14 protein-coding genes and 1 tRNA gene are annotated in these 22,293 nt (G+C 63.9%); 10 read left to right on the top strand and 5 right to left on the bottom strand.

From position 1 onward, the window contains the following. Positions 1-89: 89 nt before the first annotated feature. The 4 genes from WG899_RS15190 (at position 90) to WG899_RS15175 (ending at position 7,933) form a co-directional block, all read left to right on the top strand. Positions 90-1,271, top strand: a complete 1,182-nt coding sequence (locus WG899_RS15190) for a vWA domain-containing protein (RefSeq protein WP_339596495.1) — start codon at positions 90-92, stop codon at positions 1,269-1,271. Next, a complete protein-coding gene (locus WG899_RS15185; protein ID WP_339596494.1) occupies positions 1,268-3,229 on the top strand; it encodes an autotransporter assembly complex protein TamA in 1,962 nt (653 codons plus the stop codon). The genes WG899_RS15190 and WG899_RS15185 overlap by 4 nt, the downstream gene beginning before the upstream one ends. Then, positions 3,229-7,776, top strand: coding sequence for a translocation/assembly module TamB domain-containing protein (locus WG899_RS15180; protein WP_339596493.1), 4,548 nt, complete (start codon positions 3,229-3,231; stop codon positions 7,774-7,776). Before WG899_RS15185 ends, WG899_RS15180 begins: the two co-directional genes overlap by 1 nt. Positions 7,777-7,858: 82 nt before the next feature. After that, a tRNA-Arg gene (locus WG899_RS15175) sits at positions 7,859-7,933 on the top strand. Positions 7,934-8,010: 77 nt separating this feature from the next. Here the strand turns inward: WG899_RS15175 and WG899_RS15170 are convergent. Then, a complete protein-coding gene (locus tag WG899_RS15170) occupies positions 8,011-9,618 on the bottom strand; it encodes an ABC transporter permease (RefSeq protein ID WP_339596492.1) in 1,608 nt (535 codons plus the stop codon). Between the two features lie 127 nt (positions 9,619-9,745). Between WG899_RS15170 and WG899_RS15165 the strand changes: the two genes are divergently transcribed. From WG899_RS15165 to rocF, 5 genes are all read left to right on the top strand, one after another. Continuing rightward, positions 9,746-10,885 (top strand): ABC transporter ATP-binding protein, encoded by a 1,140-nt coding sequence (locus WG899_RS15165; RefSeq protein ID WP_339596491.1) that lies wholly within the window; start codon positions 9,746-9,748, stop codon positions 10,883-10,885. 205 nt (positions 10,886-11,090) lie between these two features. Next, a complete protein-coding gene (locus WG899_RS15160) occupies positions 11,091-12,536 on the top strand; it encodes a S41 family peptidase (protein ID WP_339596490.1) in 1,446 nt (481 codons plus the stop codon). A 98-nt stretch (positions 12,537-12,634) separates the two neighbouring features. Continuing rightward, a complete protein-coding gene (locus WG899_RS15155) occupies positions 12,635-13,399 on the top strand; it encodes a HesA/MoeB/ThiF family protein (protein ID WP_339596489.1) in 765 nt (254 codons plus the stop codon). A gap of 118 nt (positions 13,400-13,517) precedes the next feature. Further along, positions 13,518-14,405: an LOG family protein gene (locus WG899_RS15150; protein WP_339596488.1), complete on the top strand. Its 888-nt coding sequence runs from the start codon at positions 13,518-13,520 to the stop codon at positions 14,403-14,405. Positions 14,406-14,425: 20 nt separating this feature from the next. Continuing rightward, positions 14,426-15,346, top strand: coding sequence for an arginase (rocF, locus tag WG899_RS15145; RefSeq protein WP_339596487.1), 921 nt, complete (start codon positions 14,426-14,428; stop codon positions 15,344-15,346). A gap of 227 nt (positions 15,347-15,573) precedes the next feature. Here rocF and WG899_RS15140 read toward each other — a convergent pair whose 3' ends face one another. After that, positions 15,574-16,404, bottom strand: coding sequence for a DUF429 domain-containing protein (locus tag WG899_RS15140; RefSeq protein WP_339596486.1), 831 nt, complete (start codon positions 16,402-16,404; stop codon positions 15,574-15,576). Between the two features lie 38 nt (positions 16,405-16,442). On the opposite strand from WG899_RS15140, the gene WG899_RS15135 reads away from it, so the two are divergent. Then, entirely contained in the window at positions 16,443-17,942 is a 1,500-nt protein-coding gene (locus WG899_RS15135) for a S10 family peptidase (RefSeq protein WP_339596485.1), read from the top strand. 14 nt (positions 17,943-17,956) lie between these two features. Here the strand turns inward: WG899_RS15135 and WG899_RS15130 are convergent, their stop codons facing one another. From WG899_RS15130 to WG899_RS15120, 3 genes are read right to left on the bottom strand one after another with little or no spacing between them, the layout of a single operon-like run. Beyond that, the gene (locus WG899_RS15130; RefSeq protein ID WP_339596484.1) at positions 17,957-19,120 is read right to left on the bottom strand and encodes a DUF3369 domain-containing protein; all 1,164 of its coding nucleotides are present in this window, start codon (positions 19,118-19,120) and stop codon (positions 17,957-17,959) included. A gap of 28 nt (positions 19,121-19,148) precedes the next feature. Then, a complete protein-coding gene (locus tag WG899_RS15125; RefSeq protein ID WP_339596483.1) occupies positions 19,149-20,612 on the bottom strand; it encodes a sensor histidine kinase in 1,464 nt (487 codons plus the stop codon). 55 nt (positions 20,613-20,667) lie between these two features. After that, on the bottom strand, positions 20,668-22,221 hold the full coding sequence (locus tag WG899_RS15120; RefSeq protein ID WP_339596482.1) for a methyl-accepting chemotaxis protein: 1,554 nt from the start codon (positions 22,219-22,221) through the stop codon (positions 20,668-20,670). Positions 22,222-22,293 lie beyond the last annotated feature (72 nt).

The raw sequence follows: 22,293 nt of genomic DNA, 5'->3' as shown, positions 1-22,293 counted from the left end.
GGCTCGAGGCAAGCAGCGACGCTGATCAAAGGCCAGTGGATAATCATTCCACTGGCCTTTTTCGCCGCTTTCTCCCCGACCGGGCTGCCATGCTGATCAAGTTCTTCTACACCCTGCGCGCCGCCAAGCTACCGGTTTCCGTGCGGGAGTTTTTGACCCTGTTGGAAGGGCTGAAGGCCGGCGTGATCGGGGCCGATGGGCCGCCCTCAATCGATGATTTCTACTACCTGGCCCGTACCAGCCTGGTCAAGGACGAGGCTCATTTCGACAAGTTCGACCGCGCCTTCGCGGCCTATTTCAAGCGCGTTGAACTGCTGACCGACTTCACGCAGGATGTGCCGCTCGAGTGGCTGCGCAAACATCTGGAGTTGGAACTGACGCCCGAGCAAAAGGCGGCCGTCGAGAAGATGGGCTGGAACGAGCTGATGGAAACGCTGAAAAAGCGTTTCGAGGAACAGAAAGAACGGCACGAAGGTGGCAATAAGTGGATAGGCACCGGCGGCACCAGCCCCTTTGGCAATAGCGGCTACAACCCGCAAGGTATTCGCATCGGCGGCGCCAGCAAGAACAAAAGTGCCGTCAAAGTCTGGGAGCAGCGTGCCTACAAGGATTACGACGACCAGTTGGAACTCGGCACGCGCAATATCAAGGTGGCGTTGCGCCGCCTGCGCCGCTTCGCCCGCGAGGGCTCGGAGCTCGAACTGGATCTGGACGACACCATCCACAAGACCGCCGCCAACGCCGGCTTGCTAGACATTCGCATGCAACCGGAGCGCCACAACAAGGTCAAGGTGCTGCTGCTGATGGATGTGGGCGGCACCATGGACGAGCATGTGCATCGGGTTGAGGAGTTATTCTCGGCCGCCAAGAGCGAGTTCAAGCACATGGAGTTCTACTACTTCCACAACTGCGTCTATGACTTTGTGTGGAAGAACAATCGCCGTCGCTTCGCCGAGAAAACCGCTACCTGGGACATCATTCGCAAATACAACCGCGACTACAAGCTGATCTTGGTCGGTGACGCCACCATGAGCCCCTACGAAATTTTGCAGCCCGGCGGCAGCGTCGAATACAACAACGAAGAGGCCGGCGCCGAATGGCTGCAACGGTTGGCCAACGCCTTCCCCAAGTACGCCTGGATCAACCCCGAACCCCAGGGCGTCTGGCAGTACCGCCAAAGCGTCGCTCTGATTCAGCAGATCATGCATCAACGCATGTTCCCGCTCTCGCTCGCAGGCTTGGAAGGTGCCATGCGATTGCTGAGCAAATGAAGTCTGACTTGTTGTTCACGCACATTTGGGCGCGCTGCAGGCCGGCGACTTGGCTGCTGCTGTGTGCCGCCAGTTTGGTGCTGCCGGCGTGCAGCAGCTTGCAGAACTTGGGCCAAGCCCTCGATCCGACGGCAGCGGCCAAAGCCGACCGTGAGGCCAATGCCAGCGGCCGCCGCTTGGTGGCCGAGTACACGCTGCAGGTGCAGGCGCCCACCAAGTTGAAGGACTTGCTGGAAGAACACCTGGACCTGGCGCGCTTTCGTCGCGCCCCTGAGGACCAGCGCCTGAGCCCGCAGGAACTGGGCCGTTTGAGCGCAGCGGCGCCGCAACAGGCGCGCGCCTTGCTAGAGACCGAAGGCTACTTCAACGCAGACGTGACGGTAGAGCGCAGCGATGTGCTCGGTCGCCCCGAGGGTCGCAGCAGCGAGCCCCCCACCATCACCGTCAAGGTGCAGCCCGGCCCACAAGCCAAGATCAGTGCGCTGGAATTGAACTTTGCCGGTGAGTTGCTGGAGCCGGCGCCCGAGCATGCGGCAGACAGGAGCCCCAGCGCGGCGCTGCTCGCCCAAAAGACCCGGCAACGTGAACGCTTGCGTCGAGACTGGGATTTAGGCCTCGACGCACCCTTCAGCCAAGACGCCTGGAGCAGTGCCAAATCATCGCTGCTCGGTCGGGTGCGCACCCAAGGCTACCCACTGGCACGCTGGAGCGAGACGGCGGCGCGCGTCGACGCCGAGAGCAATAGCGTTGAGCTGGCGCTGACGCTAGAAAGCGGGCCGCTGTTCCGCCTCGGTGAAATCCAGATCACCGGGCTGAACCACCAACCAGCCAGCGTGGTGGAGCGCTTGGCCGGCTTCGTGCCGGGCGAGCCCTACTCCGAGCGCAAGATGCTGGACTTTCAGGAGCGCCTGCTCAAGACCACCTTGTTCGACACCGCCAATGTCGACATCCGGCCGGAGGGCGAAAGCCCCGACCATGCGGCCAGCAGCACCGTCTATGTGCAGGTCAAGGAAGCACCGCGGCAACAGGTGACGCTGAGCTTGGGTTTTGACACCGCCTCCGGCCCGCGCATCGGCGCTGACTACACCAACCGCCACCCTTTTGGCCTGGACATGCGCGCCCGCACCAAACTCAAGCTGGGCAGCAAGGAAAGCTCGGCCGACCTGGAACTGAGCTCCCATCCCTTGAGCGATATGCAGCGCAATCTGGGCGCCTTGTTTGTCGAGCGCCTCAAGCATGAGGACACCGCCACCATCAATCTGCGCGCCCGCCTTGGCCGCATCCGCGAGACCGAACGCGAAGATCGCACCTATTACCTAGAAGCGCTGCGCGCCTTCGAAAACAAACCCGGCAAGGACACCCATGCCGGCGCCGTCTCGGCCAATGTGCAGTGGACGCTTCGCCGGGTTGACAGCACGCTACGCCCGACCAAGGGCTATACCGGCTCGCTGCTGTTGGGCGCCGGCTATGCCGACAGCTCCACCGAAGACAACGGTTACTTCGGCCGCAGCCAGCTCAAGCTCTATGGTTACTACCCGCTGCCGGGCGGCTGGTACAGCTCGGCACGCACCGAATGGGGCCAGATATTTGCGCCGGCCAGCGTCGGCCTACCGGAGAAGCTGCGCTTTCGCACCGGCGGCGATGAGTCGGTGCGCGGCTATGGCTTTGAGGACCTGGGGCCGGTTGATGCACTCGGCACGGCCACCGGAGGCCGGGTGCTCTGGAACGGCAGTGTCGAGCTGGCCCACGCCTTCATGCCCAGCCTGCCCGATCTATTGGGCGCGGTGTTTGCCGACGCCGGTCAGACGGCCCGGACCTGGGGCGAATTGAAGCCCACCACCAGCCTGGGCCTGGGCTTGCGTTATCGCAGCCCGCTGGGCACCCTGCGCCTTGACTATGCACGCGCCACCGCGCTGCAACGCTGGCGCCTGCATTTCAGCGTGGGCATTGCCTTGTGATGAGTCAGCAACCAGACCCAAGCCAGCAAGCCCCGGCGGCAGGCCAAGCAAGCCCGGACAGCGGCGCCCAAGTGATTGCCGAAAGCGCCCCGGTGGCGAAACCCCAGCCCGCGCTCTGGCGTCGCGGCCCCGGCTTGCTGCCCGGCCTGCTGGCCTTGCCGGTGCTGGCCGGCACCATCGGCTGCGCGCTGTGGTGGGGCGTCGCCACCCAGCCGGGCACGAATTGGCTCTTGCAACAAGTACCAGGTCTACAGGTGAGCGAGCCCGAAGGCAGCCTGATCGGGGACTTCTCGGCCAAGCGGCTCAGCTATGTGCTGCCCGGCAGCCAAGACAAGCTGGAACTGGAGGACTTGCGCTGGCGCGGCCTGTCGCTGCGCTGGAATCGCTCGCCCCGGCTCTGGGCCGACCTGCAGATCGAGCACCTGCAGGCGCAAAGACTGCAGCTGCACCTGCAACCCAGCCAAGAGCCGAGCAGCGCCCCGAGTGATTTGAATTTGCCGATTGGCGTGCAAGTGGCTCGTCTGCAGGTGGCCGAGATGCTGCTGCCCAGCGTCAGCGACAAACCGCTCAGCGCGCTGCAAGCCAGCCTGCAGCTCGGGGCCAAGGGCGGCACCGAACACCAGCTCAAACTTGACTCACTGCACTGGGACCTGTTGCAGATGAGCGGCACGGCCAGCATTCAGGCCGGCGGCAGCATGGCCCTGCAAAGCAGCCTGGAGCTGCGCTCCAAGGCCGATGACGCCGAGAACCTGCCGGCCTGGCAGGCCCAGTTGCAAGCCAAGGGCCCACTGCAAGACCTGACCCTGAGCGCCCATTTGCAGGCCGAGTCTCAACAATTGCAGGCTCAGGCGCAAGTCCAGCCGTTTGCGGCTTGGCCGCTGTCGCACGCCAAATTGGACACCCATCAGCTGGACCTCTCGGCCCTGGTCTCGGGGCTGCCACGCACCAGCCTGAACGGTCAAGCCGAGTTGCTCGCACAGCCAAGCTCACAAACCCAGCCACCCGGTGGGGCCTCCACCAGCGCCGGCCCAAGCCTGGTACTCAAGAGCCAGTTGAGCAACAGCCTGGCCGGACGCTGGAATGAACAAGGGCTGCCGATTCGCAGCCTGAACCTGGATCTGGCCTTCGCTCCGGGTGACCCGGCCGCGCTGAGCATCAAGCAATTGGAGTTGCTGCTCGGCAGCGCCCGGCAGCCGGCAGGTCGGGTGCACGCCAAGGGCCAGAGCAGCAAGGACAAGGGCAGCGCCTTGACCGTTGCCATTCAGGACCTGGACAGCGAGGCCCTCGACGCGCGTGCGGCCGCCCTGCAGTTGGCCGGCGAGATCGAGCTCAGCACCCGCCAGCCGGTCAACCAAATCGGCACACCGGGTGAGGCGCCCGCGCAGCTGGAGATCATCGCCAAGCTCGAAGGTCGGCTGCTGAACAACGGCAAACTCGCCGGTGGCAAGACCCCATCGCCGGTGAGCACGGGAGCCGCCGGCACGACCCATGCACCCTTGAGTTTGCGCGCGCAGGCGCAAGTCTCCAGCACCGATCTGAATCTGCAGTCCTTCAAGCTGCGCTTCGAGGATGCCGAAGTCGAGGCCAGCGGCCAGCTCAAACTGAAGCAGGCCGCCAGCATGGCACAGGGGTGGCAAGCCCAGGCCAAGGTGCAAGCGCAAGCGCCGGATCTGCGCCGCTTCTGGCGTGGCGAAGAAGGCAGCAGCTGGCGCCAAACGGTACAGGCCTTGTCGGCTCAGTTCGAGGCCAATCTGCAGGCTGGCCCCAGGCCCGAGGGGGGCAAGACCCAATCGCCGGGCCTGTATGCCTACGCCCCCAGCGGCTCTGCTCGCCTGCAAGTGCTGCCGACCCAGTTGGCCGGCGTGCCCTTCAGCGCAGACATTGGGTACACCCATCTCGAGCGCCACCTCCCCCCCCAGCTCAAGGCCGAACTGAACGCCGGCGCCAACAACCGACTGCAAGCCCAGGGTGAGCTGAATCAGGCGGGCGCCATGCAGGCCGAAGCGGAGCTGCAATTCGCGGAACTTGCCTCGCTGCAGCCGCTGCTGACGGCGTTCCGGGCCCCAGCAGCTGCAGCATCCAATTCAGTCCAAACGGCGAAAACGAGCGGAACAGCCCCGGCGCTGCGCACCACAGCGCCTGCCAAGCCGGCGGCACCGGCGCAATTGCTAGGCAGCCTGCAAGGCAAGCTGAAGCTGCAGACGACCGTTGCCCAAGCGGGCCCGGTGAAGCCCGGGCAAATGCCAGCCCCATGGACTTGGCATAGCCAGGCCGAGATGCAGGCGCGTGGCTTGCGACTCAGCGGCTTGCCCAATCGGGCCGCCCTGCAATTGAACGCTGCCGACCTGCAATGGGATCTCGACAGCGCGCAGGACGCCCCTCTGGCCCTGAGCGCCAAAATGGAGCAACTCAGCGGCAGCGGCTGGACCCTACCCAACGCCAGCGCCAGCTTGCAAGGCAGCTGGGCCAAGCACCGCTTCGAGTTGCAAGCATTGGCCGAAGGCAAGCTGCCGGCGGCCTTGATCGCCCCCGGCCAAGCCACCAACAAGCAAGGCGATGTCACGCTGCGCGGCCCGTTGAGCATGAGCATGACCGGCAGCCTGAGTGCGGCGCCCAACCAAGCCTGGCGCGACGGCGCCAAGTGGTCAGCCAGCGAGATCAAGCTGTTTGCACAGCCTCAAACTACGCCGCTGCCGCAAGGTCCGAACAGAGAACCGGCCAAAGAGTTGATCAAAGGCCCCTGGCTGAAGGCGCAGAACCTGCAACTGAATTTGGGCCTGGGGCCGCAAGCGCGGCTGCAACAGCTGCAGCTGGAGCCCGGCCGGATCGAGCTGCTGGGCGCAGGCCTAAGTTGGCAGCAAGCGCAATGGACGGCGGCCAACCCCGAGGCTCGACTGGCCCAACCGCTGGAGGACGCCTTCAATCTTGATCTCCGGCTTGAGCCGCTGTCGGTGGCGCCATTGCTGGCGCACTTGCAGCCCGACTTCGGCTGGAGCGGCGATCTGGTCGTGGTCGGCCACGCACGTGTGCACAGCTCACCGCAATTCAGCGTCGATATGGCGCTGGAGCGCAGCGCCGGTGACCTGATCGTGAGCGACGACAGTGGGGTGCAAAAACTCGAACTCAGCGAGATGCGCCTCGGCGTCGTCGGCAGCCCCGGTGTTTGGCATGTGACCCAGGCGCTGGCGGGGCGCAATGTGGGCGTGTTGGGCGCCGCGGCAACCGCTCGCAATGAAGACCCGACAAAGTGGTGGCCCAATGCTCAGTCCAAACTCGAAGGCGTGTTGGAGGCTCGGGTGGCCAATCTCAGCACCTGGGGTGCCTGGGTACCGACCGGCTGGCGCATGGGCGGCAATGTGTTTGCGAACGCCAGTTTCGCTGGTCGCCTGAAGGCACCCGAGTTCAAGGGACGTGCCGGCGGCTCGGCCTTGGTGCTGCGCAACCCTTTATTGGGCGTGGACCTGCAGCGCGGTGAGTTTGCACTCAGCCTGGATGGCGGGCAGGCCAAGCTGGAGCAGTTCAAGGCCTACGCCGGTGAGGGCGAACTGTCGGCCCATGGCGAGGTTTTGTTCGGCGCGAAGCCGCGGGTGGACCTGCATCTGCTGGCCGACAAATTTGGCGTCTTGCGCCGCGTAGACCAAAGGCTGGCGGTCAATGGACGCGTCGATCTGGCGCTCGACGCTGACTTGCTGGACGTGCAGGGGCAGCTGGATGTGCATGACGGTCTGTTCGATTTTTCGCGCGGCAATGCGCCCGAGCTGGGCGATGACGTGACGGTGCATCGGCCAGACGCGGCAGCCAACGATGCCGGCGCCAAAGCTGCCTCGACCAGCAAACGCCGCATCAAGGTCAAGATCGACATCGACCTGGGCAAGAAGCTGCGCGTCAAGGGCTACGGACTGGACACCTTGCTGGCCGGCAATCTGCAACTGACCCAGACCGCCAGCGGCCCCGCCCTGCACGGCCGCATCAGCACCGAAAGCGGCACCTTCGATGCCTACGGCCAAAAGCTTGAAATCGAAAAAGGCCAAATCAGCTTCAACGGCGTTGTCGACAACCCGCGCCTGGACGTGTTGGCCTTGCGGCCCAGCCAGGAGGACCAACGGGTGGGTGTCAGCATCACCGGCACAGCCCAAAAGCCACGCGTCAAGCTCTACTCCGAACCGGCGCTGGATGAGCGCAGCACCTTGTCCTGGTTGCTGCTGGGCCGCGCACCGAGCGAGTTGGGCTCGCAAGACAGCGCCCTGCTCAGCAGCGCCGCATTGGCCCTGCTGAACGGCCAGGGGGAAAGCAAGACGGCCAAGCTGATCAAGTCGGTGGGTCTGGACGAGTTGTCGTTCAGCGACAGCGGCGTCGAAGCACAGGGCACGGTGGTGCGCCTGGGCAAGCAGTTGTCGAAGCGCTTGTATGTCGGCTATGAACGCGGCCTCAACGCCACCGCCGGCAGTTGGCAGCTGATCTACCGCCTGGCGCAACGCTTCACGCTGCGCGCGCAGTCCGGCGATGACAATGCGCTGGACCTGATCTGGCAGTGGAAGTGGGAGTAAGCCGCAGCTCTGGCCTCAAGGGCTGTCACAGGCTTTCATGCGAGAATGCGCGCCGGTCAAAGGCCGCGCGCCTGAGTCCAGTCTCTCCGTAGTTCAATGGATAGAACGGCCGCCTCCTAAGCGGCAAATACAGGTTCGATTCCTGTCGGAGGGACCAATGAGGGCGACCAAGCCCGGCGGGCTTCAGGCCCATCATTGGCGAATGCCGAGGTTCGCCATTTGGCTACACCCGGCTCAGCGCTGCCGCATCGCGCGAGACAGCATCAGCACCGGTACCAGACCGACCAAGACAATGGCCAGCGAGGGCAAAGCCGCCTCGCCGAGTCGCTCATCACGCGCCAACTGATAGGCCACCACCGCCAAGGTGTCGCTGTTGAAGGGCCGCAGCACCAGAGTGGCCGGCAGCTCCTTCATCACATCGACAAACACCAACAGCGCAGCCGCCAGCGCCGAGCGCGCCAGCAGTGGCGCATGCAACACGCGGAATAAGCGCCCCCGCGAGGCACCAAGCAAGCGCGCGGTTTCATCAACGGTGGGCGAGATACGCGCATAACCCGCTTCGACCGACTGCAGGGCCACGCCGGAGAAACGCACCAGATAGGCATAGACCAGCCCGGTGATGGTGCCGGTGATGATGGGCGTCAGGCCGAGTTGCGGCGCATGCGTTTGCAGCCAGCCAAGGGGCAGCAAAATGCCCACGGCAATCACCGCACCCGGCACCGCATAACCCAAGGACACCACGCGCAGGGCCGACTTCAGCAGCAGCCCGCCGCTGCCGATGCGGGCCGCGTATGCCAGGGCCAGGGCCAGGGCCACCGCCAAGGCGGCGGAGATGCCGGCCAACTGCAGGCTGGTCCAGGCCCATTCGGCAAAGCGCGCCAGCGGCAGGCCAAATTCGCCATAGCGAGCTTCTGCCACCATCAGCTTGAGCAAGGCCACCACCGGCAATACGAAACCCAACACGACCGGCAGCGCGCACAAGAGCACCGCCGCCAATGCCGGCCAGCCTTGCAAGCGCATGGAGCGAGCGTCCGCCGCATGCAGGGCGCCGGCGCGGCTGCTGGCGAAGCGCAGCTTGGCCTGGGCTCGCCGCTCCAACCACAGCAAACCGGCCACGGCCACCAGCAAGACCGAGGCCAGTTGCGCAGCAGCCAAGCGGTCATTCATCACCAGCCAAGCCTTGTAGATGCCGGTGGTCAAGGTGGACAAACCAAAATAGGCCCCGACCCCATAGTCCGCCAGCGTCTCCATCAGCGCCAGCGCCACGCCGGCCGCCAAGGCCGGCCGCGCCAGTGGCATCGCCACTTCACGCACCCGCCGCAAGGTGCCGGCGCCCAGGATGCGGGCGGTCTCCATCAAGGTCACGCCGCGCTCCAGCAGGGCCGTGCGGGTCAATAAATAGACGTAGGGATACAGGCAAAGAATGAACAGCAACACCGCGCCCGGCAGGCTGCGCACATCCGACCACAACGGGCCGGACGCGCCGGTCAGGCCGCGCAGCCAGGTTTGCAGCGCACCGCTGTATTGCAAGGCGTCGGTATAGGCATAGGCCGCCACATAAGCCGGCATCGCCATGGGCAAGAGCAAGGCCCATTCAAACCAGCGCCGACCGGGAAACTCAAACAGACTGACCGCCGCCGCGGTGGCACCGCCCAGCAAGGCCACGCCCAGCGCCACGCTGATCGACAACAGCAGCGAACTCCAGGCGTACTCTGGCAACACAGTCGCCAATTGATGCTGCAGCAGCGCCAGGGACTGAGCGTCCAAGGTCAACCAAGAGCCCAGCACGCCGAGCACCGGCACGGCCAATAGCAGGCAAACAACGGTGATCAAACGCAGCATGCGAGAAGAAAAACAGGTCGAAAGAAGTGACAAGACGTGACCCACAGGGCGCCGCGAGGGCATTCAGCGCCGCTGAGCATCGCTGTGCACAAGGGGCCGCCAGGGCCAACTCGCTATCATACGAGCCATGTTTCTTGCACTCGACCAGATCGGGCTGCGCTATCCCGGCAGCGCGGCGCCAAACGCCCAGGGGTCCGGCCCCAACAAGCGCCACGGCGCGGTTGACCATGTCACCCTGAGCCTCTCGCGCGGCCAAATCGGCGTCTTGATCGGCCCGTCCGGCTGCGGCAAGACCTCGCTGCTGCGCTGCATCGCCGGCTTGGAACGCTTGCAAAGCGGCCGCATCAGCATCGCCGGCGAAGCGCTGGCCGATGCCAGCCAGAACCTGCACATCAGCCCCGAGGCGCGCCGCATCGGCATGGTGTTTCAGGACTACGCCCTGTTCCCCCACCTGTCGGTGGCCGACAACGTTGGCTTTGGTCTACGCCACCTGGGCCGTCAGGCGCGCGAGTCGCGCATCACCGAGGTGCTGAATCTGGTCGGCTTGGCCCACGCCGCCAAGCGTGCGCCGCATCAGTTGTCAGGCGGCCAGCAGCAACGCGTGGCCCTGGCCCGCGCCTTGGCGCCAGCACCGCGCTTGCTCTTGCTGGACGAGCCGTTCTCCAGCCTGGACGTCGATCTGCGCGAACATTTGTCGCAAGAGCTTCGCGCCATTTTGAAAGACAGCGGCACCACCGCCCTGTTCGTCACCCACGACCAAGCCGAGGCCTTCGCGATCGGTGATGTGGTCGGCGTGATGCACCAGGGCCGGCTGGAGCAATGGGACGCGGCTTACACCGTCTATCACCGCCCCGCAACGCGCTTTGTGGCCGACTTCATTGGCCACGGCGTCTTCACCGCCGGCCGGATTGTGCAAGCCGCGAGCGGCCCCGAGGTGGAAACGCCGGTGGGCAGCCTGATGGATGCCGAGGCCTGCGCGCTGGCCAGCGCCTATCCCGGCGGGCGCTGCGATGTGCTTTTGCGCGCCGACGACATCATCCATGACGATCTGGCGCCGGTGAAGGCGCAGATCGAGCGCAAGGTGTTTCGCGGCGCCGACTTTCTCTACACGCTGCGGCTCGCTTCGGGTGAGCGCATCATGGCCCATGTGCCCTCGCACCACGACCACCACATCGGCGAGTGGATCGGTATACGCGCCCATGTGGACCATGTGGTGACCTTCCCGCGACTCCAAAACGAGGCCGCATCGCAGGGCAGCGAAACGTAAAGCCTCTGTAAAGGCGGCGGTTTCGTCTGTTTGTGCACTTGAATCCATAGATTTGGACCGCCAAATGGGGGTGTCTACTCAGCAAGGGCGCGGCCGCCACGCATATACTGAGAAGGCGGTTTTCCACCCTCAAAACGGGCTGGGAGGCGCATGAATGCTGGAGACAGCAGATTTCTTCGACCGACGGATAGGACAGGCAAGCATCATGAGTGCCAAATTGAAAGTTGCAGGCTGGCTCGCTTTGGGCGCCGTGGCCGGAGCACTGACCACGATGCAATTGCAGGCGAACGCGCGCAGCAGCTTGTCGCCGCTGCCGCTCGAGGAACTGCAGCAACTCGCCGCCGTCTTTGGCATGGTCAAGTCTGACTATGTCGAGCCGGTGGACGAAAAGAAGCTGATCAATGACGCGATCGCCGGCATGGTGTCGGGTCTGGACCCGCACTCGCAATTCTTCGACAAGAAGAACTTCAAGGAATTCCGCGAAGGCACGACCGGCAAATTCGTCGGCGTCGGCATCGAAATCGGCATGGAAGACGGGCTGGTCAAGATCGTCTCGCCGATCGAAGGTTCACCGGCCTTCCGCGCCGGTCTGAAGAGCGGCGACCTGATCAGCAAGATCGACGACACGCTGGTGCGCGGCCTTGGCCTCGACCAGGCCGTCAAGCGCATGCGCGGCGAGCTGAACACCAAGGTTCAGCTGACCATCTACCGCAAGACCGAGAACCGCACCTTCCCGGTCACCATCGTGCGCGAGGAAATCCACAACCGCAGCGTGCGCGGCAAGGTGGTGGAGCCCGGCTACGCTTGGCTGCGTGTCAGCCAGTTCCAAGACAGCACGGTCGAAGACTTCGCCAAAAAGCTGGAAGAGATCTACAAGCAAGAGCCCAATTTGAAGGGCTTGGTGCTGGACCTGCGCAACGACCCGGGCGGCCTGCTCGAGGCCTCCGTGGCCATCTCGGCGGCCTTCTTGCCCAAGGATCTGGAGGTGGTCAGCACCAACGGTCAGATCGCCGACTCCAAGGCCAGCTTCAAGGCCAGCCCCGACTACTACCTGCGCCGCGGCGGCAGCGACCCGCTGAAGAAACTGCCGGCCGCGCTGAAGAAGGTGCCGATGATTGTGTTGGTCAACGAAGGCTCGGCCTCGGCCAGCGAAATCGTGGCCGGCGCACTGCAGGATCACAAACGCGCCACCATCATGGGTGCGCAGACCTTTGGCAAAGGCTCCGTGCAGACGGTGCGTCAGCTGAGCCCAGAAACCGCGCTGAAGATCACCACGGCGCGCTACTACACACCAAGCGGCCGCTCCATCCAGGCCACCGGCATCTTGCCCGACATCATGTTGGACGAGACCGCCGAGGGCAATGTCTTCGCTGCCCTGCGCACCCGCGAGGCCGATCTGGAGAAGCATCTGGGCGGCAAGGACGAGGTCAAGGACGAGGCCGCAGAAAAGGCGCGCGAAAAGGCTCGCGAAGATGCGCGCCAGAAGCTCGAGGCCGAATTCGCCAAGCGCAATGAGCCGCCCAAGCCCCTGCCTGAATTTGGCAGTGGCGAAGACTTCCAGCTGACCCAAGCGCTGAATCAGTTGAAGGGCAAGCCGGTGCTGGTGTCCAAGACCGCGGTCGAACGCAAGGCCGAGGCCAAGACCGAGTAAGCCTCCAGGCGCGCAAGAGTTCTTGTGCCGCCTCCCACACAGCAGCCCGCCCTCTCCGGCGGGCTGTTTTGCTTGCGCGCCGCGCTATGCTGCCGACCATGAATGACATGCAGTTGTTGCGCTACTCGCGCCATATCTTGTTGGATGACATTGGCATCGAAGGCCAGCAGCGGCTGCTGCAATCGAAGGCGCTGATCATCGGCGCCGGCGGCCTCGGTTCCCCGGCGGCCCTCTACCTCGGCACCGCCGGCGTCGGCCACATCACCTTGGTCGACGACGACACGGTGGACCTGACCAATCTGCAGCGTCAGATCGCCCACACCGAGGCGCGTGTCGGCAGCCCCAAGGTCGAATCGGCGGCGCAGGCGATGCGGGCCATCAACCCCGAATTGACCCTGCGCTGTGTGCAGGCCCGGGCCGACGCTGCGCTGCTGGACCGGCTGGTCGGCGAGGCCGATGTAGTGCTGGACTGCAGCGACAACTTCAGCACCCGGCACGCCATCAACCGCGCCTGCGTGGCGCACGCCAAGCCGCTGGTGGCGGGGGCGGCGATCGGCTTCGACGGGCAGATCAGCGTCTACGACAGCCGCCGGGCCGAAGCCCCCTGCTATGCCTGCTTGTTTCCGCCCGACAGCCAGATGGAAGAGGTGCGCTGCGCCACGATGGGCGTGTTCGCGCCGCTGGTCGGCATCATTGGCTGCATGCAGGCGGCCGAGGCGCTGAAGCTGCTGATGGGCTTGCCGACGAGCTTGGCCGGTCGCCTGCAAATGCTGGATGCCCGCCGGATGGAATGGAGCGAGATCGGCGTACAGCGCGATCCGCATTGCTGCGTCTGCCAAACACCGGGACCCAGCCCCGAATGAAATTTTGTATTGCCGCTAAAAACCGAACAGAATCCTTCGCAGGCTCCCGTAAGCTGCGCCCCGCCGACCTTTTTTGCACAGCTGCCATCCGCAGGGATTCAAGCACTGACGACACACCATGAGCCACAAGCGCAAACAGCTGACCGCACGCAACTTCCCCAGTGCCAAGGAAGAAACCAAGGCGCTGGCCCCGCAACCGAACTATGACCAGCCCGGCAGCGCCTACCGGCTGGCCTTTGATGACAGCGAGTTCCTGCTGCGCGAGGAGCTACGCCCGGTGCGCATGCAGCTGGAACTGCTCAAGCCCGAGTTGATGCAGCAGGAACAAGGCATCACCTCCACCATCGTGATGTTTGGCAGCGCCCGCATCCTCGCGCAGGAGCAGGCCCAGGCCCTGGTCGAGCAGGCCCGGCTAGGCGGGGATGCCGAGGCACTCAAGCGCGCCGAGATGCAATTGACGATGAGTCACTTCTACGAAGAGGCACGGCGCTTTGCCGCCATCGTCACGCGCGTCTCCAGCGAGCGCAAAAACCCGATCTATGTGGTCACCGGCGGCGGCCCCGGCATCATGGAAGCCGGCAACCGCGGCGCTTATGAGGTCGGCGGCAAGAGCATAGGCCTGAACATCGTGCTGCCCTTTGAGCAGCACCCCAACCCCTACATCACACCGGAGCTGTGCTTCCGCTTCCACTACTTTGCGCTGCGCAAGATGCATTTCCTGATGCGCTCGGTGGCACTGGTGTGCTTCCCGGGCGGCTTCGGCACCCTGGATGAACTGTTTGAAACCATGACGCTGATTCAGACCGGCAAATGCCGGCGTCGGCCGATCCTGATGTTCGGCCGCGACTTCTGGACCCGTCTGGTCAATTTCGAGCTGCTGGTCGAGACCGGCATGATCAGCCCCGGCGATGAGAAGTTGTTCCATTTCGTCGACACGGCCGAAGAAGCCTGGGCCCTGCTCGAATCCGAATACGACATGAACCCCGGCGCCAACAACGCCGAATAAGAAGCAAAAGGAAAACCACCATGACCGCATTGAGACAAGTTTCCCTGATCGGCGCGCCCACCGACATTGGCGCCGGCGCGCGCGGCGCCAGCATGGGCCCCGAAGCGCTGCGGGTCGCCGACCTGGCGGCCGCCCTGCAAGGCCATGGCGTGGATGTGCTGGACCGAGGCAATCTGAGCGGCCCCTCCAACCCCTGGCTGCCGCCGGTCGATGGCTACCGCCATCTGAACGAGGTCACCGCCTGGAATCAGTCGGTGCATGACGCGGTTTACGCCGAGCTGAAGACCGGCCGCATGCCCATCTTGTTGGGTGGCGACCATTGCCTGGGCCTGGGATCGATCAGCGCCGTGGCCCGTCATTGCCGGGACACCGGCAAAAAGCTGCGCGTGCTCTGGCTGGATGCCCATGCCGACTTCAACACCAGCGCCCTCACCCCCAGCGGCAATATCCACGGCATGCCGGTCGCCTGCCTGTGCGGCTTTGGCCCGCAGCAACTGATTGAGATCGGCGGCAAGGTACCCGCCATCAGCCCCAAGTGGGTGCGCCAGATTGGCATCCGCAGCGTTGACGCGGGCGAAAAGCGCTTCGTCAATGAGCAGGAGCTGGAAGTCTTTGACATGCGCTACATCGACGAGATGGGCATGCGTCACACCATGGAGTTAGCTCTGGCGACGCTGGACGCCAACACCCATCTTCACGTCAGCTTCGACGTCGACTTCCTCGACCCCGACATCGCCCCCGGCGTGGGCACCACCGTGCCCGGCGGCCCCACCTACCGCGAAGCCCAGCTGTGCATGGAGATGATTGCCGACACCGGCTATCTGGCGTCCCTCGACGTGATGGAACTGAACCCGGCGCTGGACTTGCAGAACAAGACGGCCAAGGTGGCGGTGGATTTGATTGAGTCCTTGTTTGGCAAATCAACCTTGATGAGAAAGTAAGTTTGCCCTGCCTAAGGCAGAGGGCAAATCAACCTTGATGAGGAAATGAGCTTGCCCTGCCTATGGCAGAGGGCAAGAGCACCTTGATGAGAAAGTAAGCTTGCCCTGCCTGCGACAGACGGCAAGAGCACATTGATGAGAAGCTTATGACTTTGCGGGACAGACCGAGCCATACTTGTCGAGTTCTGTCCCCAACTGTTCAAGCCCTGCCTTCAGCAGACAGCAACTCAAGCACTGACGATCCACCCCTCCAGTGGATCAATTTCAGCAGGTAGGCCGTAATTCGGCCGACTGCTGGCCCAAGCGGCCTGTATCAGGCATAACACCGCATCCAAGCGGTCGCCACGCCCATCATCAATCAAGGCATCGCGCTGCGCATGGCTGAGCTTCAGGCGCAACGCGAGTCGGGTGCGCCCCTGCTCCAGCGCATCGATCAGATCCTTGCGGGCGATCAGGCGCTCAGGCGTCTGCTTGGCCTTGTCGTCACTCTTGTAGCTGCGTCGCCCGAGGATTTCGCGGGCCAATAGGCCGGGGTAGGCCTCCAGGGCAATGCGTCGGCTATCGCCCGCATGCAAGCCCGGCAGATGGACCCCGGCTTGCAGCAGCAGCGGCACGCCCGCGTGCAGCATCCAAGCCACCGGCGGGTTGACCCATTTCATGCTCGGAGACGAGCCTGCCGGACCATCACAAGCCCGGTGGGCGAACTTGGCCCCCACCGGGCGGGCCGCGCAAAAGCCGGCAAAGAGACTGCGGATCTCGGCGCGACTCAGGCGGCTGTAATGCGCGATCAAGTCCGGCCAGTTTTGAGGCCAGTCCAGCGCCAGCACCAGTTCGCGTGGCAGGCCGAAAGGAAAGTCAAAGCCGCCCAGCCAATCGGCCGGCTGGGCCAAGAAAGTCGCCAGGCCGTCCAAACTGTCAAAGACCTTCAGGCCCTCCAGGCGCAAGACTTGACCCTGGCGAATGCCTTCGGCCAGGGTGATGGGTTTGTGCCGCGTCGGGGCGCTGCTGAAATCTACCCCCAATAGGGGCGTGCTGTGTTTTGTCGCGCTAGAGTGCATGCTCGCCAATGTAGCGTTGATCAAACCGGAGACAGACCATGGCAGACGAAACCAGCCCCAGCGAACCGGACAAGGGCCGCAGCGAAGCGCCAAGCCCCGCCATCCCCGTCGAGCGCCTGGTCAGCACCGAGCACAAGATCCAGATCGGCAAGAAGACGCTGGCCTACACCGCCACCTGCGGCACGCTGTTGTTGCGCGAGGTTGATGCCAAGGACGGCGAACACAAGGGCAAGAAGACGCGCGCCTCGGTGTTCTTCATCGCCTACACCTTGAAGTCAAGCAAGAAGAACGAACGCCGGCCGCTGACCTTCAGCTTCAACGGTGGCCCGGGCTCCAGCAGCGTCTGGCTGCATCTGGGCCTGTTGGGTCCGCAGCGCGTGCCCACCGATGAGATGGGCCAGTGCGGTCAGCCCCCCTATGCCCTGACCGACAACGAGTTCACGCTGCTGACCGAGTCGGATCTGGTCTTCATCGACCCGGTGGGCACAGGCCATTCGCGCGTGGCCGAGGGCGAGAAAGTGGCCGAGTACCACGAGTACCAGCGCGACCTCGACGCCGTGGGTGAGTTCATACGCCTCTACCTGAGCCGCCATGGCCGCTGGTCATCGCCCAAATACCTGATCGGCGAAAGCTACGGCACCACCCGCGCGGCCGGCCTATCGCGCCATCTGCAAGAGAAGCACAACATCCATCTGAACGGCCTGATGCTGGTGTCGATGGCGGTGGACTTCCAGACCCTGAGCTTCGACCATGGCAACGAATTGCCCTACCCGCTCTACCTGCCCACCTATGCTGCCACCGCCTGGTATCACAAGGCCTTGAAGCCGGCGCTGCAGAAGAAGCCTGTCGCCGAAGTGGTGGCTGAGGCCGAGGCCTTTGCCAATGGCGACTACTGGGTGGCGCTGATGCAGGGCTCGCGCCTGAGCGCCGAGCAGCGTCAAAAAATCGCCGAAAAGCTCTCGCTGTACAGCGGCCTGAGCACGGCCTACCTGCTGCGCAGCGATCTGCGCCCGACCGAGTTCCGCTTCTTCAAGGAATTGCTGCGAGAGCGCGGCCAGACGGTGGGCCGACTGGACAGCCGCTTCCTCGGCCTGGACCGCGATGACGCCGGCGAGCACCCAGAGGAAGACGCCGGCATGAACAATTTGGTGGGCGCCTATGCGGTCGGCATCAATCGCCTGCTGCACGAGACCCTGAAGTTCGACAGCGACGCGCCCTATCTGGTGATGGCGCCGCTCTGGAACACCTGGAGCTGGAAGGGCTTTGAGAACAAGTATGTGAACGTCGGCGACAGCCTGCGCCGTGCCATGCACGCCAACCCCAGCATGCGCATCTATGTGGCCAGCGGCTATTACGACCTGGCCACACCGCATGCGGCCGGCGACTACACGCTCAGCCACCTGGGCCTGCGCGACAGCCTGGCCGGCAATATCAGCGTCAGCTACTTCGAGGCCGGCCACATGATGTACATCCACCCGCCTTCGCTGGTCCGCATGGCAGCCGAGCTGCGCGACTTTGTGCGCGCCAGCCCGCTCTAAGGGACGCGAGGTTCTCAGACTGGCTTGGTGCCGCCCCGATCCGCGCCTTGCTGCAAGGCCTGGGTCAAGGCGGCCGTGTCAAAGGAGCGGCCGCTTTGCGCCGACAGATGCGGCAGCACCCGGCTCAAGGGCGCGGCCACTGCGGAACTGTTGCGCGCCTGCAGGGCGTCGAACAGTTCCAAGACGGCGCGGGTGAATGCGAGTTGCGCCTGCTGCACCGACTCAAAGTGCTGCAGATTGTCAAAGGCCCAGGCGATCTTGCTGCAAAACAATTCCAGCAAGCGGCGCTGTGGCTCGGCCAAGGGCCAGGGCGGCGACACCAAGACCACAAAGTCATGGCCCTCGGGCGTGCCCACATAGAGCACGTCCAGCGGGTGCTCAAAGCGGCTGCTGCGCTCCTTGAAGGCTCGCTGGATGGCCGCATCCAAGGGCACGTTCACCGCCACCTCGTCCATGCTGCCCAGGGCCGCGTAGCTGCCGGTCGAGGCCATCACCACAATGGCGGGTTCGTCCGCCGTGCTGCCGCGTCGCAGGCAGAGCACCCCGTCCGCCCCCACATCCAAAATCGCGCTGACCTGGTTCAACACGCCGGAGGCGAACTCGCGCAAAGAGCGCACGTGATACAGATCGGTGGAGGCATCCAGAATGCGCTCCAAGCCGCGCCGGTTGCGCTCGATCATCACCAAGCTCTCATAAGTACGCAGTGAAGCGATGACGGTAGTGAAGAGCTTTTGCTGGCTCAGATCGGTCTTGCACTTGTAGTCATTGATGTCGTATTGCACGATCACATCGGCCTCGGGTGCCTGACCCGGCTGGCCGGTGCGCAGCACGATGCGCGACAAGGCGTTGCCCAACTCATCGCGGATCTGGCGCGCCATGCGCAGGCCGGCGTCATCGGTTTCCATCACCACATCCAGCAGCACCAGCGCGATATCCGCTTCGCGCCGCATGGTCATCACGCCCTCACGCGCCGAGTAAGCCGAAAGCATCTGCAGGCCGCGGCCCTTGTACATCACCTGGCTCAGGGCCAGCCGGGTCGCCGCGTGGATATCGGGCTCATCATCAACAATCAGCACCCGCCACGGCGCCAGATCCAGCGCCTGCCCTCCCGCCGGAGACGGATCGTCATCCAGCAACCAGGCCTCGTCGGCGGATGTGGCGGTAGGCGTTGTGGTCATGGTGGTGTGAGTTCAAAAAGACGACGAGTCACTCGCCTGGGGTGCGCTTGGGTGCCTGGGGCGTCACGCGCGGCAGGCTGATCAAAAACTGCGTGCCCTGGCCGAGTTGGCTACGCAAGCGCACCTGACCCGCCAGCGTGTTGCTCACCAGGTTGTAGACGATATTCAGCCCCAGGCCGCTGCCCCCGGCATGACGCTGGGTGGTGAAGAAGGGGTCGAAGACCTTGTCCAGATGCTCGGGCGCAATGCCCCGGCCGGTGTCGGCAAACACCAACTCCAGTTGCTCGCCGACCTGCGAGATTTCGATCGAAACCGAGCCCGCCGCGCCTTCCTCAAAGGCATGGCGCTGTGCGTTCAGCAATAGATTGGTCAAAACCTGGGCCAAGGCGCCGGGATAACTGTCCATTTCAATGCCATCTGGGCAGCGCACCTCGATGTGCATGGCGCTGCGCTTGAGCTCGCCTTGCAGGCTTTGAATCACCTCAAGAACATAGGCCCGCAAACGGAACTTGCGGCGCGCTTCGCTGCTCTGGTCCACCGCCACCTGCTTGAAGCTGCGCACCAGCTTGGCCACCCGGTTTGCATTCGAGGCCAGCAAGTCGGTGCATTCACCCGCCAACTTCAGATAGTCCTGCAAGGCCTGTTTTTTGATCGTCCCCGCCGCCATCTGGTTGCTGACGTCTTGGGTGGCTTGCTGCAGCGTGGTCGCACAGGTCAGGCTGATGCCTACCGGTGTGTTGATCTCATGCGCCACGCCGGCCACCATGCCGCCCAGGCTGGCCATGCGCTCGGACTGCACCAGCAGTTCAGACGTTGCCGCCAACTGTGTGAAGACCTTTTCGGTGGGGCGCAGCACGGCGCGACGAATCATCACAAAAAACGTCGTCATGCCGCCCAGCAAACCCGCGGCCAGACCGAGCAAGGCCAGCGTGATGGCGCGCTTCGCGCTGGCCTCGGCTTCGGCGTCGGTGCGTTTGGCGCGCTCGGCGGCACGGTCGGAAATGACATCCAACGCCGCCAACAAGGGTCGGTCGGCGCCGCGAATCGAGGCGTCAGTCCTCTGTGGGCGAAAGCCATCGGCCTCAAAGCGCGCGCGGGCTTGGGCGTACACCTGGCTCAAGGCCAGATGCGATTGGATCGCCGCATCGATGGTACTGCGATCCTCTTCCGCGGCGGCCGCGCGCAGCGCCCGCAAGCCAGACTGCACCGCTTGCTCACGCGCCAACACGGCCTGCCAATGTTCGGCCGAACTGGCGGCATCGCCGCTGCGCAAGAGCAGGTTCTTCCACTCCTGCACCTGCCACTTGAACTCAATGGCCACATCCAAGGCCCGCTCGGCACGGTCATGATCCGGCAAGGCCTCCAGGCTGAAGCGCTCCAGCGCCGTCCACAGCCCGAGGCCACCATACAAGGTGGCGCCCGCAATCAGGCCGAAGGCCAGCGCGGCGATCAGCAACAGGTTCCGAAAGATCTGTTTAGCGGCTTGGCTCATCGCCGGGCCTCATTCGGCTCAGGCCGCCGGGGAATATGACCCCGAAGGCCAGGCCTCAAAGTTTGAACACGGCGACCGATTTGGCCAGTTCATCGGCCTGGGTTTGCAGACTTTGCGCGGCCGCCGCCGACTGTTCCACCAGGGCGGCGTTTTGTTGCGTCATGGTGTCGAGTTGGCTGATGGCCTGGCCTATCTGCCCGATGCCGGTGCTTTGCTCGGCCGTCGAATGGCTGATCTCGGCCACGATATTGCTAACCCGGCCGATCGAGGCGATCACCTCCTGCATGGTGCCACCGGCCCGCTCGACCAGAGCCGCCCCGGCCTCGACGCTTTCGCTGCTGGCGGTGATCAAGCCCTTGATCTCTTTGGCGGCCTCGGCCGAGCGCTGCGCCAAGGAACGCACCTCGCTGGCCACCACCGCAAAACCTCGGCCTTGTTCACCGGCGCGCGCGGCTTCCACCGCGGCATTCAGCGCCAGGATATTGGTCTGGAAAGCAATGCCGTCGATGGTGGAGATGATGTCGCTGATCTTGTTGGACGAAGCGCTGATGCGGCTCATGGTGCTGACCACCTCGCCCACCACTTCGCCACCCCGCTGAGCCACCCCGGCGGCCTCGGTGGCGAGCTGATTCGCCTGCCGCGCCGAGTCGGCGTTATGTTTGACACTCGCCGTCAACTCTTCCATGGCCGAAGCGGTTTCTTCCAGATTGGAAGCGGCCTGCTCGGTGCGGTGGCTCAGGTCATGCCCACCGGCCGACACCTCGGCCGCTGCGGTGGCGATGCTGTCGGTGGCCCCGCGCACATTGCCCACCACCTCGCGCAGCGAATCCTGCATGGCCTTGACGCCACGCATCAAGTCACCGGTTTCACACTGGCCGTGTGGGCGAATATCCTCGCTCAAGTCTTGGCCCGCAATTCGCTCGGCCGACTGCTGCACCTCGCTCAAGGGCTGAAGAATGGAGCGGATATTGAACACCGTGTAGAAGCCGATCAAGGCCAAGCTGCCCAGCGAAATGAGGATCAGGCTCATCCGAATGCGTTTCTCATGGGCGGCAATTTCGAGCACGCCTTCATCGGCATCCTTGTCGATGGCTGCCACCAACTCGGCCAGTTTCTCTTCCATTGGCCGAATCGCTTTCTTCGCTGCGCCCAAGGCCTTGTTCGCGGAAGCTGAGTCAGCAAAGGCCTTTTCGCCCAATTTGCCCATGAAAAGGTCCATCTCGGACTTGTAGTTTTTCAAACCCTCTTCGATGGCCTGGTTCAGCTGCTTCTCGACCGGCGGGATGTCCAGCTTCGCAAAATCATGCTCGGCCTTGGAGAATCGCTCAAAAGCCTTGCCCCAGTCGGCGCGATATTTATCAACAGCCGCCGGGTCTTCGAGATTGATGACCATGTCCTTCTCGTAACGGCGCAAATTGCCGGCTTCGGCACGCAGCACCGAAACAAAGACCAAGGACTGATTGTCGTTGTCGACAAAGTGCTTGAATGCATTCGCGGACTCGTTCAGGCTGTACAAGCCCATGCCGCCAACAAATATCAACATCAGCATCGAAAGGCCGGCCAAGGCATACAAGCGGGCGCGTACCGTGAAATCCTGCAGATTCAGCATCGTCGGCTCCTAGGGCGACAAGCCCTCATGATTCGCCCAATATATTCGATACGCTGTTCGCACAAAAGAGAT

Source organism: Paucibacter hankyongi, from assembly GCF_037482915.1.
Taxonomy (GTDB): domain Bacteria; phylum Pseudomonadota; class Gammaproteobacteria; order Burkholderiales; family Burkholderiaceae_C; genus Paucibacter_A; species Paucibacter_A hankyongi.
This window is presented reverse-complemented; position numbering and strand designations above follow the sequence as displayed.

Bases quoted from the DNA above. Each gene is read 5' to 3' on its own strand.
- WG899_RS15190 (WP_339596495.1), top strand. From the start codon at position 90: ATGCTGATCAAGTTCTTCTACACCCTGCGCGCCGCCAAGCTACCGGTT.
- WG899_RS15185 (WP_339596494.1), top strand. From the start codon at position 1,268: ATGAAGTCTGACTTGTTGTTCACGCACATTTGGGCGCGCTGCAGGCCG.
- WG899_RS15180 (WP_339596493.1), top strand. From the start codon at position 3,229: ATGAGTCAGCAACCAGACCCAAGCCAGCAAGCCCCGGCGGCAGGCCAA.
- WG899_RS15170 (WP_339596492.1), bottom strand. From the start codon at position 9,618: ATGCTGCGTTTGATCACCGTTGTTTGCCTGCTATTGGCCGTGCCGGTG.
- WG899_RS15165 (WP_339596491.1), top strand. From the start codon at position 9,746: ATGTTTCTTGCACTCGACCAGATCGGGCTGCGCTATCCCGGCAGCGCG.
- WG899_RS15160 (WP_339596490.1), top strand. From the start codon at position 11,091: ATGAGTGCCAAATTGAAAGTTGCAGGCTGGCTCGCTTTGGGCGCCGTG.
- WG899_RS15155 (WP_339596489.1), top strand. From the start codon at position 12,635: ATGAATGACATGCAGTTGTTGCGCTACTCGCGCCATATCTTGTTGGAT.
- WG899_RS15150 (WP_339596488.1), top strand. From the start codon at position 13,518: ATGAGCCACAAGCGCAAACAGCTGACCGCACGCAACTTCCCCAGTGCC.
- rocF (WP_339596487.1), top strand. From the start codon at position 14,426: ATGACCGCATTGAGACAAGTTTCCCTGATCGGCGCGCCCACCGACATT.
- WG899_RS15140 (WP_339596486.1), bottom strand. From the start codon at position 16,404: ATGCACTCTAGCGCGACAAAACACAGCACGCCCCTATTGGGGGTAGAT.
- WG899_RS15135 (WP_339596485.1), top strand. From the start codon at position 16,443: ATGGCAGACGAAACCAGCCCCAGCGAACCGGACAAGGGCCGCAGCGAA.
- WG899_RS15130 (WP_339596484.1), bottom strand. From the start codon at position 19,120: ATGACCACAACGCCTACCGCCACATCCGCCGACGAGGCCTGGTTGCTG.
- WG899_RS15125 (WP_339596483.1), bottom strand. From the start codon at position 20,612: ATGAGCCAAGCCGCTAAACAGATCTTTCGGAACCTGTTGCTGATCGCC.
- WG899_RS15120 (WP_339596482.1), bottom strand. From the start codon at position 22,221: ATGCTGAATCTGCAGGATTTCACGGTACGCGCCCGCTTGTATGCCTTG.